The sequence below is a fragment of the Salicibibacter kimchii genome, assembly GCF_003336365.1.
Taxonomy (GTDB): Bacteria; Bacillota; Bacilli; order Bacillales; family Marinococcaceae; genus Salicibibacter; species Salicibibacter kimchii.
In genome coordinates this window covers 350561-364892 of the sequence record NZ_CP031092.1, presented here as the reverse complement: position 1 = coordinate 364892, position 14332 = coordinate 350561, and the positions used below count along the sequence as shown (strand labels likewise).

The window sequence follows — 14332 nt, the reverse complement described above, 5'->3', positions numbered from 1 at the left end:
GCTATTCTCCTCCCTTTCCTGTCTCTTTTCTAATAGAAGGCTCTTGGAGAAAAGAGGGAAAATGTTTCATGATTTCTTCAAAAGGGGTGTTATCGCCAAATTGTTCGGCAATTTTACCGTCCGGGGTGATGAGAACAGTCGTCGGCACCCCTTGGCATTGATACCTTTCGTACACATCCGTGCCCCGGTCTTCGGCCATCGGTATTTTCATTTCATGGGCGCGTGCATACTTTTGACCGGCTTGATGTGCGCGCTCGCGTCCTGTCACATTCACGTTTAGCATAGCGAAGGAAACATTTCCGGTTTGCGTGTATAATACCTCTTTCTTTTGCAAATCACGGTGGGAATCCGGGCACCAAGATGTCCAAAAGGTTAGTACGAGCGGTCTTCCCTTGTATGTTTCATTTGTAATTTCTTTATCCTTAAATGGATCATATACAGAAAAAGCTGGTGCTTGTTTCATTCTATTGCCCTCCTAATGATTGTTATAGGCAGCAAGAAAATGCAAGATATTCGCGGGATTTTTTATGGGAGATAAACGCCCTACCGGTGTTTGCCGATAAAAAAGCAACAGCATCGGTACGGACTGAATTTTATGTTCCCGAGCAAACTCCGGAGCAAGTTGCAAGTTTAATTTATAAATGTCCGTTTGTCTTTCAATGTTCATCGCTTCTTCTACCATTTTTTCCGCAAGCGAGCATGTTGCGCAAAAAGGCGAGGTTATAAGCAAAGCCGTATAATTAATGGGTTCTATTTTTTTCCATTCGGATGCGCTTATTTCCGTTAACAAAAATGTCTCACCTTTCCTCTCCATACATACCTCTTTCATTCTACATGATGACACGCGGAGCAACAAATAAAATGGAACTATAAAAAACATCCATACCATGAAGATACGGATGCGTATAATGAAATTGCCGTAATGGCGCCATGGCACGATCATGGCGCATTGAGGGTGGCCCATGTGTTACGGGCGTCATGAAGCAATCATGGTACCCTAATTGAAGAGAATCCGCTTGTTTCGGGCGTCATGGAGCGTTCATGGAACCCTAATTGATGGAAACCAGCCTGTTTCGGGCGCCAAAAGCAATCATGGTACCCCAATTGAAGAGAATCCGCTTGTTTCGGGCGTCATGGACCATACACATGATACTCTTATCACTTTTTTAATTCGACGTTAGGAACGTGACGACTTGTGTGGATACCGGCGTTCCGGCATACGCGTTTTTCCACCCATGATGCAGAATAGCTTCCTTGGACACTCGTCTCAATTTCAATGGGAATTGCACGTTAGCCTTAAGCGGCGTAGGGGTTAACATAATTTCTTCTTTATTTTTCCACGCGGGAATCACGGTTTTCCCGTCCAAGAAATCAAAATGCATCGAGAATCCATCCCGAAACCAAGGTACTTCTTCTTCTTTCCGCGCGCCCGGGTTATTCATGCAGGCAAACAGTGATAGTTCATCGCACATTTTCAACACGGAAAGCGCTGTTTTTTCATCATCGGTTTCCTCTGCTCCCCCCAAGCGATCCCAACGTTTTTGTTCCCCCGTTTTAAACGCCTCTGCAGCTTCTGTCCTGATTCGAGAAAAAAAAGAGTGCAAGTGGCGGCTTACGAGCAATCCCGCCCACTCGTCCATCATCTCTGTTTCATTGATCCCCGTTTGGTAGGCAGCGATTTTTTCGCGCTCGGGATAATCGGTGAAATCATATGGTCTTTCTTCCTCGTCATTCCATATCGGACGCGTGTCCAGGGAAATCCACGCGCGGTCGTGTTCGGCAATGGCGGTGTGCAAGCTTTCCTTCCAACCTTTTTTCTCAAGCCTCGGGTCTCCCCATTGTCGATAAAGAGCGGCGCTTACCCGTGCGTGTTCATCTTGGTGAATACAGGCCAAATGATTTGCCTCGTCTCTTACGATCATCTCTTCTTGACCCCCCTACAGAACAAAATTGAACATGTTATCGTCCGCGGAGATTTCATCAACGATAAAGCCTTGTGATCGCATCCTGTCCATCAGAACCGGGTAATCATTCGCGTCCGCCAACTCGATGCCGACGAGAGCAGGAGCAATCGACTTATTGTTCTTCTTCGTATAGTCAAAACGGGTAATGTCATCATTAGGCCCGAGTACATCATTCAAAAATTCCCGTAATGCCCCGGCCCTTTGGGGGAAATTAACAATAAAATAATGTTGAAGCCCTTCGTATACCATGGAACGTTCCCGCATTTCTGCCATTCGGCCAATATCATTGTTCCCGCCACTGATAACACAAACGACCGTTTTGCCTTTGATCTCGTCCTTGTAAAAATCCAACGCGGAGATCGGCATCGCTCCTGCCGGCTCGGCAACGATGGCGTGTTGATTGTACAATTCCAGGATCGTCGTGCAAATCTTCCCTTCCGGGGCGAGGACAATATCATCTACGAGGTGCCGGCACACCTCATACGTAAGATTTCCGACTTGCTTTACAGCCGCACCATCCACAAATTTGTCCATTTCCTGTAAGGCAACGACTTCATTCTTCGCGAGGGAATTTTTCATGGAAGGGGCGCCTCCCGGCTCAACACCGATCATTTTCGTAGCGGGGCTGATCGATTTGACGTAGGTGCTTATTCCAGAGACCAATCCGCCCCCGCCGATGGAGGAAAACAGAAAATCAATGTTTTCATCAATGTCGTTCATGATCTCCATCCCAACCGTTCCTTGGCCGGCAATTGTTTTTTCATTATCGAACGGATGGATAAATGCCATGTCGTTTGCTTCCTGATGACGAATGGCTTCCGCGTAAGAATCATCAAATGTATCGCCGGTGATGACGACGTCAATATAGTCTTTACCAAATTGTTTCACTTGATCTCTTTTTTGACGCGGGGTCGTCGTAGGCATGAAAATACTTCCCGATACTTTTAGGGCTCGACAAGCATAAGCAACGCCTTGCGCGTGATTGCCGGCGCTCGCGCAGACGACACCGTTTTCCATTTGCTCGTTGGATAAAGTTTTCATCAAGTAATAGGCCCCTCGCAGCTTAAATGAACGAACAAGCTGCAGATCCTCGCGCTTTAAATAAATAGTTGCACCATACCGTTCGGATAATACTTCATCCTTTTGCAACGGGGTATGTTTAACGACATCTTTTAACGTTTGGTACGCAATGATCACATCTTCAATTTGCAATGGACTCATGGTTGTTTCTTTTCGCGTCATCATTCTTAACCGCCTTTTATCGTCGAATTCGTTATTATCCACCAAACATAACATATGTATTGCCTGTTATGCCATGCGCAACAACACTTTTTATCATAGATTGACGCCGGCAAAAGTAGCTGGGAAGCGTTCTTTTAGAAACATGAATGAAAAAGTTTTTCTGTGACACATTAATTTTGGGAGGCTCCTTTTACGTCGAAAAAACGACACATTCTTCAAGTATTTTCTGTGTGGGAATTGCTAAAATGCTCCGGAACTTCTATAATGATTATGATTACATAGCCATAAAAAAGGAGGATCCTCCATGAAAACAAAATTCGTTTTCGGCCTTATCATGATGTTGTTCGCCGTTGTCCCGGCAAATGTAGCCCACGGTGCGGCGACGACTCCTCACGATGCTGAGCCGTTCCTTGTTAACAGCATCTATGTCCTATCCTCAGTAACAATTATTTATCTCATCATCTCGATGTTTAAAGATAATGATTAAGATATCATCAATCTCTCCCCTACGTTGTTCAAGTCCTGCCGTCGCCCGGGAAAGGAAACAAAACAAAGATAGGAGCGATTATTCATGAACGAGTGGCTCAAAAACGGTTTTTTTCTAGGTTTAGGCGCCGCGGTAGCCGGCAAAGAAAAAGTGCAATCGTACCTCGATGACCTCGTCTCAAAAGGAAGAATCACCCCTCGGGAAGCGGAAGAATTTGCCGAAGAGTTGATTCACAAAGGCGAGGGAAAAGGGGAAGAATGGTCTCAAACTTCCAAGGATCGTGTACAAGGGATATTTAGCGATATGGGCGTCGCCACACGCGATGACGTCGAGCAATTGGAAGCAAAAATTGAACGGTTGGAACATATGCTTACACAGTCCGGGGCCGATGATGACACCACGCATTCCTAACATCGCTCGTTTCCCGGACGCCCTCTCCCCATAACAATCATTAAAAACCTTGACGATCACACGCATTGGTCGTCATTCTTTCTTACACTTTATAAGTATGATCAAACTAGAGGACAAAAAGCACCGGGAAGCGAACATCTCGAAGGAGGCCCCCTCTGACCCATAAGCATTTGCCCCGGACTTTTTGAACAACTGCTTTTCGAGCATGCGAAAAAGGAAGATGTCCATTGCTTTCTACAGGATTGAAACATGCCAATCGCTACCGTAAGATTGTCACCGTCTTGGCCAGACACGGCTTCGGCTATATTTTGCAAGAAGTCGGCCTTTTTCACGTCCTCTCGTTGCCGAAGCGTTTGGCCACAAATCCCAAAGATCCCAATCACCGCTTAATCGGAGAGCGTATTCGTAACGTGATGGAGGAACTTGGCCCGACATTTATAAAATTAGGCCAAATGATCAGCACGCGTCGTGATTTATTTCCTGCTTATATCGTTGATGAAATGCAAAAGTTGCAGGACGATGTCCCCCCTTTTGCCTATGCAGAAGTTGAAAAGATCGTGGAACAAGAGCTCCAATCCCCCATTCATGAAGCGTTTGCTTCATTTTCCGAGGAACCGCTCGCGGCCGCTTCCATCGGTCAAGTACATAAAGCACAGCTTCCCGACGGCACGATCGTGGCAGTGAAAGTGTCCCGCCCCAATATTAAAGCAACAATTGAAAAAGACTTGGACATTTTGCATGATCTTACCCGGCTTTTGGCCCAACGATTTCACTGGGCTGGGTATTACCGCTTGGAAGAAATTGCAGACGAGTTCGCAGAAGCCATTCGCAATGAAGTGGATTACACCCTGGAACTTCGCAATACGGAAAAAATGCACGTGAATATGCAAACATTCAACAGTATCGACACTCCGGAAGTATACCCTGCTTATTCGACCGGGAAGATGATAACAATGTCATTTATGAACGGCATTAAGTATAAACATTGGAAGGAGAAGCAAGGAAGAGATCATCCCAAATTGGCTCGCGAACTCGCCGACGCGTTCCTGCACCAAGTGCTCATCGATGGATTTTTCCATAGCGATCCTCATCCCGGGAATTTACTCCTCACCTCCGAAGGTAGGTTATGCTTGCTTGATTTCGGACAAGTCGGAAGATTAAACCGTTCGATGCGAAATGATTTCATTAATTATGTGATCGCCATGACGAAAGGAGACCCGGAGGAAGTCGCTCGCATGGTCTACCACATGGCTGATGTACCCGAGGACGTGGATGCTGAAGAATTTGCCGACGAAGTTGACTTTTTATTGGATAAATATTATCAACGTCCATTCGAAAAAGTACGCATCGGCGAAGCCATCAACGATATTTTTTCCGCTTCCCAACGCTTTCATATCCGTATTTACAAAGAATACACGCTGCTGGCAAAAGCGGTGATTACCATCGAAAGCATTATTTCCGAGCTCGATCCGGAATTAAGTATGGTGGAAATCGCCGAGCCTTACGGACGATTGCTTGCCCGTGAGCGTATGCACCCGAAAACATGGTCGAAAAGATGGCTCAAAGAGGCAAAGCGCCAACGGGACACCTTGCTTGTATTGCCCCACTCACTGAAAACGGCGCTGAGTAAAATCAATGATGATGATCTCTCCATTGGGATACGGGTGCCAAAACTCAACATCTTCTTAAATAAACTCGACCGCATCAGCAACCGTATTTCATTTAGTTTAACCCTGCTTGCCTTTTCCATTATTATGGTCGGGTTGATCGTTGGATCGACGTTTGGCGATTCCACTTCTATTCTGGTGCAACTTCCCGTCATCGAAATCAGTTTTATCATTTCGTTTTTTATGTTCTGTCTCCTCCTCTTTTCCATTTTTCGTTCCGGCCGATTTTAAGAGAATTCGAGATAGCAAAAACGATAGCGGAACCTACCGGAACCCTGCTATCGTTTTCTTGTTTCTATTTCTTCGAGTACGATATTCAAAATGTACGCAACCGCTTGCAACCGCTCTTGATAACGTTTTTCCTGAACGTGCGGTTGGAACGATTCCGTTGCCATCACATACATATTTTCATACGTATGTTCCACCTGGTCGGGATGCAACACGCCAATCGTCCGTGTAGTAAGGAGCGTTTGCACGCTCGCGCGCCACTCCTCGGCTCGGGCCTGCACATCGTCCACGAATGGGACGATTTCCTCCTGAAACGAAAACGACCGGCCTTCGTCGACCGCTTTTCGATACAAGTTTGCCTCTTCCATATCTTTTGATAATCGCCGGCTTAGGGCGATGATTTCTTTTTCCATGATCATCCTTCTAACTAACTTGAGAATACAAACATATTTGCCAATTTTTTCCGTTCTTTCTTTGGACCTTCAAGCCTTTCTTTGGGCTCCGTTCTGTCGGATTCCAAGTCTTTCAGTCCTTCTTCCATCGCGGCAAGCGAACCTTGGAGATCATCCAATGCTTGTCGATGCTTAAGGAGTTGGAAACTGACGACTTCATCGGCTTTTTGCTCGATCATTGTTTCAAGGTGATCCAACCTGCGCAAAATATCGTCCATGCGTTTCTCTGCTTCTGCATAGGTCGGTTTTGCCTCCCGTTCAATAAATGGGTCGTTCCCCTCCGGCATCTGCGTGGACTTTACGGCCTGCAAACGGTCAATGGCATCATCGTCATATAAGTAATGGCCGCGATCATTCGTTTTTACCGGAATTTGATATTTTCGCACCCACGTTTGCACTGTCTTTGGGGCAACGCGCAATACTTCAGCAACGTTTTTCGTCTTCACCAATGTGCTCAACCTAAACACCATCCTTTTCACGCTTGTGTTTCTTAAGTTTCTCTTTTCGTTAAAAGAAACCTGCAAGCTTGACAAAAGAGGTGCTTATTCGGCAAAGGTTCCGGGATTTCGCTGCATATTCACCCTTAAGTATCCAATCGTTGCGCGACGGTTTCCGGGTGGATCGCCGACAAAATTAAATGCTCGCTGTCCACCAATATAATGCTTCTCGTTTTGCGACCATTGGTTGCATCGACGAGCATATGGCGTTCCCGCGCCTCCTGGATCATCCTTTTGGTCGGCGCGGAATCTGCTTGCACAATCGAAACGATACGACCCGAAGGCACAATGTTTCCAAAACCGATATTTAAAGGCTTCAGCGTCATAATTTGCCTCATTTCCGTAATATTATTACCAATTAAAGTTTAACATTTCAAAGGACAAGGCGAAAGGTGGTTCTATCATTCTTTTATTTATGGTATTATTTAATGTTGATTGGAAACCATTCATCATGCGAAGAAAGGATGGAGCATTCAGTGCGCTTTCGATATCCCAACGGAAAATTGTATACATCCAAAAAAACAACCTCCTCCCTTCCTTCAGCAGGCAACGGGAATCGAGGCATGCGGCTGGAAGACGACATCAACGAATCGATCGCTTTCTACCGGCGGGAAAAATTGGCCGTCATCCATAAAAAACCGACACCTGTACAAATTGTTAACGTTGACTATCCAGCGAGAAGCCGGGCAAAGATTACGGAAGCCTACTTTCGACAAGCTTCAACGACTGACTACAATGGGGTTTATCGCGGATTTCATCTCGATTTTGAAGCGAAGGAAACGAGACAGAAACAATCGTTTCCATTTAAAAATTTTCATGACCACCAACTGCAACACTTAGCTGACGTCAATGAGCAACGAGGGTGTGCGTTTCTGATTCTCCGCTTCACGGAAAGCGATGAAATTTTTGTGATGAAAGCCTCTGTTTTTGTACAATTAAAAGAGAAAAGTACACGCAAATCATTACAAAAGCAAGTGATTGCCGAAAATAGTATAGCTGTACCAAATGGCATCATTCCTCCCATCAATTTTTTGCCGGCTGTCGATCGGTTATTCTTTTAGGTAACATCCGTAACAAATGAGGACAAACATCGACAAATAGTTGAGGAGACTGGCTTTATTTAGAAATGAGGGAACCGTATTCTATGTCCGAATACCGATCAAGAACGGAAAAACGTCGTGCCCAAGAAGCGGCGCGTAATGGAAATAAAAAAACAAAAAAACAAGGGAAAAAGAAAAGAGGCACTTTAAAGAAGGTCGTGGTAAGCGCGCTCATCGCCTTACTCGTTGTCATCATCGGCGGGACGGCAACGGCGATAGCGATGATTTCAAACGCTCCTCCCCTTGATCCCGATGAGCTTGTATTCGCGGAGAGCGCCACGATTTACGACAAGGACGATAATGAGGTTTTGCGCTTACAGGGAACGGAAAATCGCACCTATCGTGATATTGCAGAAATGCCCGACCACCTAAAAAATGCCTTCATCGCGGTGGAAGATTATCGCTTTTACGACCATTCGGGCATTGACCTTCGCAGGATCGGCGGTGCCATCGCCGCCAATATTACGGATGGTTTTGGCGCGGAAGGCGCGAGTACGATTACGCAGCAGCTTGTTAAGCAAGCCTTTTTATCCGCAGACCAAACGATTGAAAGAAAAGTGCAAGAGCAATGGCTTGCCCTGCGCATGGAACAACAATATTCCAAAGATGAGATCTTGGAAATGTATTTAAACGTGAATTATTTTGATGAGAGCGCGTGGGGGGTTGGCGAGGCTGCGATTCGTTATTTCAACAAAGAAGATTTAAGCGAACTTACCATTGCCGACGCGGCTGTATTGGCGGCCATTCCGAGGCGCCCCTCTTACTATAACCCGGAAAGTAACCCTGAAAACGCTGAAGAACGACGGAACTTGGTGATTTCCTTGATGGAGGAACAAGCGTTAATTACAAATGATGAAGCTACTGAAGCAAGGGCAGTCAGTATTGAAGATCAACTGGATTACACCCCTGCGGAAGATGAAGGAATGTATGAATCGTTTGTTGAGCAAGTCATGAGGGAAGTGGAAAATATCGATGGCATTGAAAGCGCGGATTTGTATGCCGCCGGGTTTGATATTTACACCACGTTGGACCCCGATGCCCAAGCATACGCGGAAGACGTGATTCAAACGAATGATTACATTGCGCACTACCCGGATAATGAAGAGTTTCAAGTTGGCTTCACCCTGCTGGATACCGAAACGGGAGCCTTGCGTGCCATGGTCGGAAACCGTCAGGAAACCGAGGGACAAAGAGCGTGGAATCACGCGGCAAGAGGCGGGGGCCAACCCGGTTCAACGTTTAAACCGTTGCTTGCTTACGGGCCGGCCATTGATTACCAGCAATGGTCAACGGGAGAACGCCTCCTCGATGAGCCCCATGAATACACCGACAGTGATCAGGAACCTACCAATTATGGCGGAAGTTACAGCGGCGAAGTCACTATGCGGGAAGCCCTCGTGCGCTCTATAAACATCCCGGCCGTAAAGGCGATCCAGGAAGTCGGCACGGACAGCGCACAATCTTTCGCGGAAGGGCTTGGGTTCGAATTCGATGAAGTTACCGAATCCTATGCTTTGGGCGGCACCGGAGAAGAAGTCAATAGTTTGGATATGGCCGGCGCTTACGCGGCCTTCGGAAATGACGGCGTATACAATGAACCGCACGCTGTCCGCAAGATTGAATTTCGGGATGGACGTGAGATCGAGTTCTCTCCTGAATCCGAGCGAGCAATGAACGACTATACGGCTTATATGATTTCTGATGTACTCAAAGGGGTAGTGTCTGATTCGTCCGGCACCGGACAACGGGCCAACATCGAAGGATTACCGCTGGCGGGTAAAACCGGCACATCGAACTTTTCCCAGGAGGAACGGGAAAACGTGCCTGCAGGAGCGGTTCCCGATGTTTGGTTTAACGGTTATACGACCGATTATACGGCAGCTGTATGGACCGGGCACAGTAACCGTGGAGACGGTTATTTGGCTTCCGGAGAAGAGCAACAACTCGCCCGGGATATTTTCAGGATCGTCATGTCAGAGGTTCACGCAGGAGAAGGCACCGCGGACTTCGCGCAACCTGATTCCGTTTGTGAAAGTGAAATGGAAGAAGGCAGCGGTCAGTTACCAAGCGAATTTACACCGAGTGATGCAATTACGACAGAATTATTCGTCTGCGGCAATGAACCTCAGGAAACATCTGACACCTATGAAGTGGACGGGACGATTTCGGGGCTGGATGCCTCCTATGATGAAGAGGAAGAGGAAATTGTCGTTCGTTGGGACTTTCCTGAAGAAGCGGGGGATGTCTCGTTCTCCGTCAGCCATGATCCCGGGGACGGCATGAGCGAGGTTGCCGACACCGCCGAACAACAATACGTGCTTTCCGACCCCGAACCCGGAGGTCACCTCTTTGAAGTCGCAGCAATGCAAAATGACACCAGCATCGATACTGCAGAAACGAGTGTTGAAGTCCCGGAAGGCGTTGAGGAAGAGGAAGACGATCCGGATGAGGATGAGGACGAAGAAGGACGTTCCGAAGATGACGATGAAGACGGGGACGAAGAGGAAGACGATGAGAGTGATGATGAAAGTGAGGAGGAGGGCGCAGAAGAAGACGAAACAACCGAGGACGAGGAGAACGGAGATGGAGACGACGGCGAAGACAATGATGAGGGCAATGAAGCGGAGCAAAACGGCAACGAAAACGAGGACGAGGACGATTAATGCTTAAAAGTGATCATAAAAGCGGCGCATCCCATTGTTTATGGGATGCGCCGCTTGTTTCGTCTTGGCCACGGTGGGGAGGTCAAACGGTCGTTAGCATTTCAAGCTCTTCTTCCACCGGGGTCATATCCGGATGTTCAGACGTGAGAAATTGTAGTCTGTCCGCCTGCTTCTTTTCTTTGGTTTTCAGCTCTTTTTGCACATGTTCCTTGAGTTTTTCCAGTTGTTCATTTTTGTCTTTCTTTACCGAATTGGCCGCAACTTGAATTCGATCGCGTACATGCTCCTCCAATAATGAAAACACTTCTGTTTTGAAAGCGTCAAATTCGCCATCATAAAAAAAGGATTTTTTTAGTTTTCGTTGTTTCGTCAACGTTTGCAGCGATTGGACCGGCAAATGAAAGTCAATCCCTGTTTCCAAGCGGATATACGTGTCTTCAAAAGTACGCTTACCTCCGTAAACCCGACTGATTTGCTCTGTTAATGATGCACGCACTTGGTTTACCAGTGCATACAGTTCGTTTTGCCACTCGGTTTCACATTCCTTTAGAAATGCGTCTAATGCCTCATGCAGTTGTTTTTCCCGAGCATTTTTATCTTTGGCATTTACGGAAGCCACATGAATCGAGGTGGCAAAACGATCAGCAAAAACCAATAACAATCGTCTCGTTGCATGTCCTTCCCAGACCTTTATTTCTCCATCGTCCACGTCAAGGTTTTTAAGGCTTTCCCACTCGTTTTCCCTGTATGTGCGTGTTTCCTGTTCCGCTTGCCTTTTTCGCTCCGCTAATGGCCGTTTGCCGATGCTTGCAACCGTATGAAGGGCGTTCATTAAGGTTTGCAACTGCTCGCTCATTTCCTGATGAGAGTTTAATTGTAAACGCGTGCCTTCCACTGTTTCCAAATAATGCATGAAATCGGAAAACCGCTGGTCACCGGCGGGGGTTAGGGCACGTTTGCTTGACAGAGGGACCGTAACCGTTTCGCGGCAAGCGGCTTGTTTTAATTGATCATTGACGAATGTCGTTACGTACTGTTCTTCTTGCTCGTGCTTGGCCAGATCTGCCGCGTTAATCACCATGTAATGAGGTACTTGAATCTCTTTGATTCGTTGAATAAACGATTCATCTGCGCGGGAAAAGGCATGGTGATAATACGTGACGTACATAAACCGATCGGCTTTCTTTATTTTTTCGACCGCCATTCTCGTATGGCGCTCGTTTACCGATTGAACGCCCGGAGTATCCACGAGTGACCAGCCTTTTGTTGTCATATCCGATTGAAAATACACGGTTGATTCTTCAATTAAACAGGCATGGTCTTCTGTTGCCGCGATTTTTTGCCACTCCCGAAGCGACATTTCATAGGTTTTCCCGTATGCATATTGTTCTTTTTTTACGGCTAATTGTAGCGCACGTAAATACTCGAGCCGCTGTTTTTCCTCCAACGTCGTTGTTTTTACAATCGAAAGGCCCTCGGCTGTTTTTAAACGCGTTAAATTAAATGTATAACCGCATTCATAGGCGACCGCTTGAATTTCCGCGTCCAACACGGCTTCGGATTTTATTTGAACGGCCACATCGCCATGTTGATGCTTCTCATCCGGATAGCGAACAACGGTCAGCGATGCCGTCGTCGGATGAGGGGACACCGGCATGATCTCCTCCTGAACGAGGGCATTTAAAAACGTTGATTTCCCGGCACTGAAAGCGCCTGCCATGACAAACGTATAATCGGACTTTTCCGCCTTTTCAATAGTCGTGAGCAAATCCTTTCGCTCGTCCTCAGCGTACGGTTGATCGATATATTTTTCCACTGTTTCTTTTAAAGCCCGGACATCGATTTGCGGTTGGCTTTGCCCTTCTTGTGAAAATGTTTCGATCGAAAACGCTTTCCTTTCCTCGGGTTCCGGCTCGCTGCGTTCACTAACTTCAATGTCGGTGTGCAAGCCGTCCAGATGCAGCGTTTGTTGTAATAATGCTTTCATGTCTTCCTCTAAACGTTCGTCGCCTTCTACCTCTGTCAACGATACTTTTACACGCGTAATAGAATCGTCGAGGGTTTTTAAGTGTTTGTCATTTTCTGCTTCCAACGTTTCAATTTCCTGAAATTCCTCCGCTTTCTCCAAAAGCCGAAATCGTTCCTCTTCGGTTTGCTGTTCAAAATCGGTAACGATTTCCCTGTATAAGGGCTCAATCATATTCTTCACTTCTTTTAGCAACGCGTGATTCAAACGGGAAGCCAATGTATAAACATACTGATCGTTTTTAACCCCGTCGGCAACAAATGAACGTAGCCATTCGGAATCCTCGGCCCGAAAAGGGATGGCCTGTACGACCGCTTGCGCGTGGCGGGCAATGGATGGCGAGAGCGTAAGCTTCTTAAAGTACTCGCTTAAGTACAAATGCACTTCCGTATCCCAGCGCCGTTTCAACGCGAGAAGCAGCGCTTCTTCCCGCTTCTCTTGTTCGGCTGTTTTCTTCTTTTTCGACCCGAACATTCCGACCTTGAATGATGGATCCAGTGATTCAATCCAGGTTTTTGTCGCCTCCATTAAGTCATGGGGGAACAGATAGGTTTGCTTAAAAAATTCATCGAGCCGATGACGCAAATCAGCTGTCGCTTCTCTTGTTTCATCGTCCAATCGTTTTACCCTTTCACGGATCTGCACGAGCGTTTGATGATCTCCGACAGAAAACCCGTGTGCTTGCAGGGAATGTTCAATTGCTTGTTCTCCCCGGGAGCGGTCCTGGTACAAACGTTCCAAAAGAGCGGAGACGGCGCTTCGGACCATTCGCGTTTTTGATTCATCTTTGAGGGATCCAGCGTGATAAAGAAGAGAGCGCATGTCTCCGATCCACTTTGAAAGTTCATTGTATGGATGGTCGAGTTGATGGCCTGATGTAAAATAAATGGCGATCGGATGGATATCGAATCGTTGCAACATATCCCGCAATCCATGGGAAAAAATAGAAAAAGACAACTCATTTTCGTCATGTTTGTCAATTTGATTGACAACAAGAATGATTGGCTTGTTTTCCCGTTGCATTTGCCGTAAAAAACGAAGGTTTGTCTCCGAACGTACATGATTATAATCCGTCATATAAATGATTGCATCTGTCGTTAACAACTCGCTTCCCGTGTCATGTTCATGGGTACCATCGGTTGAATCCACTCCGGGGGTATCCGCTAGTGTTACGTCTTTGGGAAGAAAACGAAGGGGTAGGGAAAGTTCAACCTTCCGAACACCCGTACCATCGAGTGCGAAGGTTTGCAACTTCTCCCAGGGGATGTGGCCGGTGAAAACGTGCGTTTCGCCATCATTTGTTATCGCCGTGAGACCCGGATCGCCGGAAGCGATTGTCATAATATTTGCTGTTGTTGGAATCGGACTGGATGGTAAAAGGTCAGCCCCAAGCAGGTGGTTTAACAACGTTGATTTTCCTGCGGAGAAATGTCCGCAAACAGCTACGGAAAAGGGAGTATCAGAACTAAGTTTTTCATCAAGCTTTTCCAATCTCGCTTGTTCCGGTTCACCGAATGGCAATGTTCGTTTTCGTTCTTCCAAAGGGGTGAGGGTTTCCGTCGTCACGCCTTTTCCTCCTTTTTAAGGTATGCCGG

General features: G+C 46.7%; 13 protein-coding genes. 5 read left to right on the top strand and 8 right to left on the bottom strand.

Annotated elements, in window-relative coordinates; translation table 11 throughout:
* Window position 1: 1 nt before the first annotated feature.
* The 4 genes from DT065_RS02100 to ilvA form a co-directional block, all read right to left on the bottom strand.
* Complete coding sequence (locus DT065_RS02100) at window positions 2-463, bottom strand: TlpA family protein disulfide reductase (protein WP_114370442.1); 462 nt, start codon at window positions 461-463, stop codon at window positions 2-4.
* 12 nt (window positions 464-475) lie between these two features.
* A complete protein-coding gene (locus tag DT065_RS02095; protein WP_160112363.1) occupies window positions 476-814 on the bottom strand; it encodes a thioredoxin family protein in 339 nt (112 codons plus the stop codon).
* Window positions 815-1166: 352 nt separating this feature from the next.
* Complete coding sequence (locus DT065_RS02090) at window positions 1167-1922, bottom strand: DUF3891 family protein (RefSeq protein WP_114370440.1); 756 nt, start codon at window positions 1920-1922, stop codon at window positions 1167-1169.
* Between the two features lie 15 nt (window positions 1923-1937).
* The gene (gene ilvA / locus DT065_RS02085) at window positions 1938-3185 is read right to left on the bottom strand and encodes a threonine ammonia-lyase IlvA (protein ID WP_114375994.1); all 1248 of its coding nucleotides are present in this window, start codon (window positions 3183-3185) and stop codon (window positions 1938-1940) included.
* A 325-nt stretch (window positions 3186-3510) separates the two neighbouring features.
* On the opposite strand from ilvA, the gene DT065_RS02080 reads away from it, so the two are divergent.
* The 3 genes from DT065_RS02080 (at window position 3511) to DT065_RS02070 (ending at window position 6002) form a co-directional block, all read left to right on the top strand.
* Window positions 3511-3693 carry a hypothetical protein gene (locus DT065_RS02080; protein ID WP_114370439.1) on the top strand — a complete coding sequence of 61 codons (183 nt, stop codon included), beginning with the start codon at window positions 3511-3513 and terminating at the stop codon, window positions 3691-3693.
* An 84-nt stretch (window positions 3694-3777) separates the two neighbouring features.
* Complete coding sequence (locus DT065_RS02075; protein WP_114370438.1) at window positions 3778-4104, top strand: phasin family protein; 327 nt, start codon at window positions 3778-3780, stop codon at window positions 4102-4104.
* A 227-nt stretch (window positions 4105-4331) separates the two neighbouring features.
* Window positions 4332-6002 carry an ABC1 kinase family protein gene (locus DT065_RS02070; RefSeq protein ID WP_114370436.1) on the top strand — a complete coding sequence of 557 codons (1671 nt, stop codon included), beginning with the start codon at window positions 4332-4334 and terminating at the stop codon, window positions 6000-6002.
* Between the two features lie 47 nt (window positions 6003-6049).
* On the opposite strand, the gene DT065_RS02065 is transcribed toward DT065_RS02070, so the two are convergent.
* The 3 genes from DT065_RS02065 to DT065_RS02055 form a co-directional block, all read right to left on the bottom strand.
* Window positions 6050-6412, bottom strand: coding sequence for a DUF1798 family protein (locus tag DT065_RS02065; RefSeq protein ID WP_160112362.1), 363 nt, complete (start codon window positions 6410-6412; stop codon window positions 6050-6052).
* A 14-nt stretch (window positions 6413-6426) separates the two neighbouring features.
* Window positions 6427-6909, bottom strand: coding sequence for a MerR family transcriptional regulator (locus DT065_RS02060; RefSeq protein WP_160112361.1), 483 nt, complete (start codon window positions 6907-6909; stop codon window positions 6427-6429).
* Window positions 6910-7034: 125 nt separating this feature from the next.
* Window positions 7035-7274, bottom strand: a complete 240-nt coding sequence (locus DT065_RS02055; RefSeq protein WP_114370430.1) for a DUF370 domain-containing protein — start codon at window positions 7272-7274, stop codon at window positions 7035-7037.
* 150 nt (window positions 7275-7424) lie between these two features.
* Here DT065_RS02055 and recU point away from each other — a divergent pair, with 150 nt between their 5' ends.
* Window positions 7425-8009, top strand: a complete 585-nt coding sequence (gene recU / locus DT065_RS02050; protein WP_114375993.1) for a Holliday junction resolvase RecU — start codon at window positions 7425-7427, stop codon at window positions 8007-8009.
* An 83-nt stretch (window positions 8010-8092) separates the two neighbouring features.
* A complete protein-coding gene (locus DT065_RS02045) occupies window positions 8093-10711 on the top strand; it encodes a transglycosylase domain-containing protein (protein WP_160112360.1) in 2619 nt (872 codons plus the stop codon).
* A gap of 82 nt (window positions 10712-10793) precedes the next feature.
* Here the strand turns inward: DT065_RS02045 and DT065_RS02040 are convergent, their stop codons facing one another.
* Entirely contained in the window at window positions 10794-14303 is a 3510-nt protein-coding gene (locus tag DT065_RS02040) for a dynamin family protein (protein ID WP_114370426.1), read from the bottom strand.
* Between the last annotated feature and the right edge of the window lie 29 nt (window positions 14304-14332).

Excerpts from the sequence above, each read along its gene's own strand:
- DT065_RS02100 (WP_114370442.1), bottom strand. The coding sequence starts at position 463 with ATGAAACAAGCACCAGCTTTTTCTGTATATGATCCATTTAAGGATAAA.
- DT065_RS02055 (WP_114370430.1), bottom strand. The coding sequence starts at position 7,274 with ATGACGCTGAAGCCTTTAAATATCGGTTTTGGAAACATTGTGCCTTCG.
- DT065_RS02065 (WP_160112362.1), bottom strand. The coding sequence starts at position 6,412 with ATGGAAAAAGAAATCATCGCCCTAAGCCGGCGATTATCAAAAGATATG.
- DT065_RS02075 (WP_114370438.1), top strand. The coding sequence starts at position 3,778 with ATGAACGAGTGGCTCAAAAACGGTTTTTTTCTAGGTTTAGGCGCCGCG.
- ilvA (WP_114375994.1), bottom strand. The coding sequence starts at position 3,185 with ATGAGTCCATTGCAAATTGAAGATGTGATCATTGCGTACCAAACGTTA.
- DT065_RS02080 (WP_114370439.1), top strand. The coding sequence starts at position 3,511 with ATGAAAACAAAATTCGTTTTCGGCCTTATCATGATGTTGTTCGCCGTT.
- DT065_RS02045 (WP_160112360.1), top strand. The coding sequence starts at position 8,093 with ATGTCCGAATACCGATCAAGAACGGAAAAACGTCGTGCCCAAGAAGCG.
- DT065_RS02090 (WP_114370440.1), bottom strand. The coding sequence starts at position 1,922 with ATGATCGTAAGAGACGAGGCAAATCATTTGGCCTGTATTCACCAAGAT.
- DT065_RS02095 (WP_160112363.1), bottom strand. The coding sequence starts at position 814 with ATGGAGAGGAAAGGTGAGACATTTTTGTTAACGGAAATAAGCGCATCC.